The organism is Rhabdochromatium marinum (assembly GCF_016583795.1).
Lineage (GTDB): Bacteria > Pseudomonadota > Gammaproteobacteria > Chromatiales > Chromatiaceae > Rhabdochromatium > Rhabdochromatium marinum.
The window spans coordinates 1-3,247 of record NZ_NRRS01000134.1; the positions used below are offsets into that span (position 1 = coordinate 1).

General features: G+C 50.3%; 6 protein-coding genes. All 6 read left to right on the forward strand.

All coding sequences use genetic code 11. The features are described from left to right. Nucleotides 1-149: 149 nt before the first annotated feature. The 6 genes from CKO36_RS18640 to CKO36_RS18665 all read left to right on the forward strand — a co-directional run bounded on the left by CKO36_RS18640 (nucleotide 150) and on the right by CKO36_RS18665 (nucleotide 3,161). Nucleotides 150-593 carry a DUF6932 family protein gene (locus tag CKO36_RS18640; protein WP_200286409.1) on the forward strand — a complete coding sequence of 148 codons (444 nt, stop codon included), beginning with the start codon at nucleotides 150-152 and terminating at the stop codon, nucleotides 591-593. Next, entirely contained in the window at nucleotides 590-1,513 is a 924-nt protein-coding gene (locus CKO36_RS18645; protein WP_200286410.1) for a hypothetical protein, read from the forward strand. Before CKO36_RS18640 ends, CKO36_RS18645 begins: the two co-directional genes overlap by 4 nt. Nucleotides 1,514-1,618: 105 nt before the next feature. After that, nucleotides 1,619-2,062 (forward strand): GNAT family N-acetyltransferase, encoded by a 444-nt coding sequence (locus CKO36_RS18650; protein WP_200286411.1) that lies wholly within the window; start codon nucleotides 1,619-1,621, stop codon nucleotides 2,060-2,062. A 45-nt stretch (nucleotides 2,063-2,107) separates the two neighbouring features. Continuing rightward, complete coding sequence (locus tag CKO36_RS18655; RefSeq protein WP_200286412.1) at nucleotides 2,108-2,341, forward strand: hypothetical protein; 234 nt, start codon at nucleotides 2,108-2,110, stop codon at nucleotides 2,339-2,341. Between the two features lie 10 nt (nucleotides 2,342-2,351). Next, the gene (locus CKO36_RS18660; protein ID WP_200286413.1) at nucleotides 2,352-2,576 is read left to right on the forward strand and encodes a hypothetical protein; all 225 of its coding nucleotides are present in this window, start codon (nucleotides 2,352-2,354) and stop codon (nucleotides 2,574-2,576) included. A 153-nt stretch (nucleotides 2,577-2,729) separates the two neighbouring features. Beyond that, on the forward strand, nucleotides 2,730-3,161 hold the full coding sequence (locus CKO36_RS18665; protein ID WP_200286414.1) for a hypothetical protein: 432 nt from the start codon (nucleotides 2,730-2,732) through the stop codon (nucleotides 3,159-3,161). The last annotated feature ends 86 nt before the right edge of the window (nucleotides 3,162-3,247 follow it).

The window sequence follows — 3,247 nt, forward strand, 5'->3', positions numbered from 1 at the left end:
TGAGCAAGTGCTTGAACGCATGCCTTGGCCGGCTTGGCCGGCTCGACGACGACCTCGACCGGCAAAGCGCCCCTACCTGATGCCTGTGGCGGCTTAGCAACAATGGACCAAGGCATGATCAAGGCCTTCATAAACAACAAGGAAACCACGTGACACATAAACCACTCTTAGCTCCGGGGATACATGATATTGAAGAAGCCGAGTTGGATAATCACTTTCTCAGCAAGTTTCCCGGCACCACCACGCGCGAAGCGCTGATTGCAGGATTAAAGCAGTACCTTCAAGCCTTGCGCCAATATGGCATAGCCTTCGAAATTTGGCTCGACGGGTCATTCGCGACAGATAAACAGGACCCAGGCGACATTGATTTGGTTGTTTTTGCATCAAGCTCTGATGTCAACGCGATGCCCGCTCCTTATCAAGTTTCGCTCAAGAGACTATTTGACCGCGCCAACATTAAGCAGACCCTTGGGCTTGATGTACTGTTTGCCGTCGCAGAAGATCAAAATATGCGTAGCTATTGGAGAGGCTGGTATGGGTTTGACCGTGACGAGCAACCGAAGGGCATTGCACGCATCGAGTTGTCACCATGAGCAAGCGAACGCAAGATCATCTCACTAGGGCAAGAGATATTCTAGATGCGTCCGCAGCGAAAGCCGCAGTCGGTGATTTTGCTTTCGGCTTGCAAGCTGAGTCAATAAAGGCGCACCTGCAAGACCTCGAAACATTACAAGCCATGGAATCCGTTGGGCGGACCTACGAGATCGTTGATTTCCGCCTAATCGCTGATTCATTCAAATCCGGGTCGGTTCCCCTTGATGTCGTAGCCGGTGCCGCGAGAGAAATTCGTCGAATGCTGGGCTTCGCGGCTTTGCGTTTCACGCAAGGCGGTGTGGGACGGCGAAGAGTTCCAGACGACCTATATCAAGAACTGGACCTCAGGCTTGCCGGTATTGCCCCAGGATCAACACGCCTGCTTATCGCTGCGGCCGCACAGCGCGATTTACTTGACGACGGAACCGCAAAACATGCAATTGAGCGGGTTATAACGGTTCTAGAATCCGAGGGTACAGGTGCGGCTTTCCTTGATTCCGTATCTGACCTCGGACCATCGGGGGCGCGCAGCTTAAGGGAATTCTTGCGCATTCTTCGTGCGCGCTCGTCTGCACTAGAAGTCACATGGACGTTTGCGGGTGAAGAGATTAAGAATTGGCTAGGTGACCAAGAGACGATTGCTGCCATTACAGCGGCATTGGAGGCGACGAATCTTAAAGAGGAATCCAACCAGGTTTTTCGAGGTGTTATTGAGCTTCTAAGTAAACGCGAGAGAATTCATCTGCGCTCACAAACTGGGGAGCTTCTACGAATTCTTTTTCCCAAACGGCTATTAGCCGAGGTCTCGCAACTACACCTTGATCAAGAGGTGGCGCTTCTCTGTCAAGTGACAGAAACAGAAAATCCATTAACAAACGAATCCGCACATTATTACGAGCTCCTTGAAATATCACGCTAACAATTGGCTCAGCGCCGACCTAATACCGCGCGTCAAGCTGAGCGCAGAACATCAACGCCCTCCCAGCGCGGTATTGGGCTGGCTAGCCAGTCGTTAGGCATAAAGATGGAAGTCGAATATTCCTTCCGACCTGCAAATCTTAAGGATCAAGTTCAATTGTTCGAGCTATACCGATCAGTGATGAGTGGCTACATTGAACAGATCTGGGGTTGGGATAGTCAATGGCAGAAAGATGATTTTTCAGGGCACTTTGATCCAGACCAGATAACGGTCGTTTTACGCGAAAGTCAAGCCATAGGTTATGTCCAAGTAGAGAAACATAGTTATGAACTCTACATCCGGATGCTCTTACTCGCTCTGGAGCATCGAAAGAAGGGGCTCGGGGCAAACGTTTTGAAACGGGTTATCTCCGCTGCATCGAAGCAGCATCTCGGAGTCAAGTTGCAGGTTTTCAAAATCAACGCGCCGGCAAGGCGTTTTTATGAGCGCCATGGGTTCACTGTGGTTGGCGAAACCCCAGCTAGCTTAGAGATGGCGCTCGACGCCTAATTCGACTGTTGGGCGAGCAAATCAACTGCGATCGAGTGTGAATGAATGTACTTCGAAATCCAGGGCTCTATCGAGGACATCGAGCCGATCGCGGTTGGCAACAGCATTCGAGAGCTTCCGCGTTTGAAGAAGCAATTTGGCTCTGGACGATGGCGGAAACTCAAAGGAACGGCGACCGTCAAACTTTCAAATGGACACATCCGAAGAGCTGAAGTCCACTGGTACGAGGTCCACGGAATAGGCAAACGAAAAATGAAGATCAAGCGTTTTATTGACTAACAGATCAATTATGAGCAATCTCGCCGCAGAATTCGCCCTGTGCATCGACCCAAGTGGGTCTGAAGACCTAGAAAAAGGTAAGGTCTATCAGGTCCTTCAGGATTCCAAGGCTGAAGCGGAAAACATGCTGAGGGTGATCGATGAATCTGCAGAAGACTATTTGTACCCTGCAGACTTCTTCGTGATCCTTGATTTGCCACAGAAAGCGCGTGAAGCTCTGTTTGTAAGTCAGTAGCTTGACGTTTCGCCCAACGAATAAGAAAAGAAAAACTTAAAATTACTAAGCTAAACATCCTGTTTCGTCAAAAATGGGCTGGCACTTTTGCGATAATTTCAGCGATACTTCCTGTGAACTCTGTCCTGCACCTGGATACTCGGGAGACCTGATATGCACATCCCTGTTGCGAAGGTACTCGGCCTATTGACATCAACACTGTTTTTCTGGCTTTTTATCGGGGTTTTACCGGCTCAGGCGGTGTTCCATTACCGACCGGAACAGGTGGGTTCCATTTACCGGATCTCCTTCTCTCTGTTTGCTGTCATTATGGCGATCCTTGCAATCCTGTTTACCCTGATCCACCTGACCACCCGCAAGGGTTCCCTGATAAGGGCCATTGAAAAAAGAGATTTGCGCCGCATGGCGAAAATAATCAAAAGGTCGCCACATCTGATCGACCGAGTTGAGTCTACGGACTGGGGGGAGATCTCGCCGCTTACCTTTGCGGCTCACCTGTCTGACGATAGCAGGGCCTATGTCACGGCTGCGTATCTGATTCATCATCCTAGAAAGAGCAGATGCTCGCCTGCCATAATCGGCTAACCGACTGAAATATTAGCTGAAGGAGGCGCTGATGAACGAATTATCCGCTCACCCTACGGGTGAAGGTTCGAAGCAGGCGCTGGTGC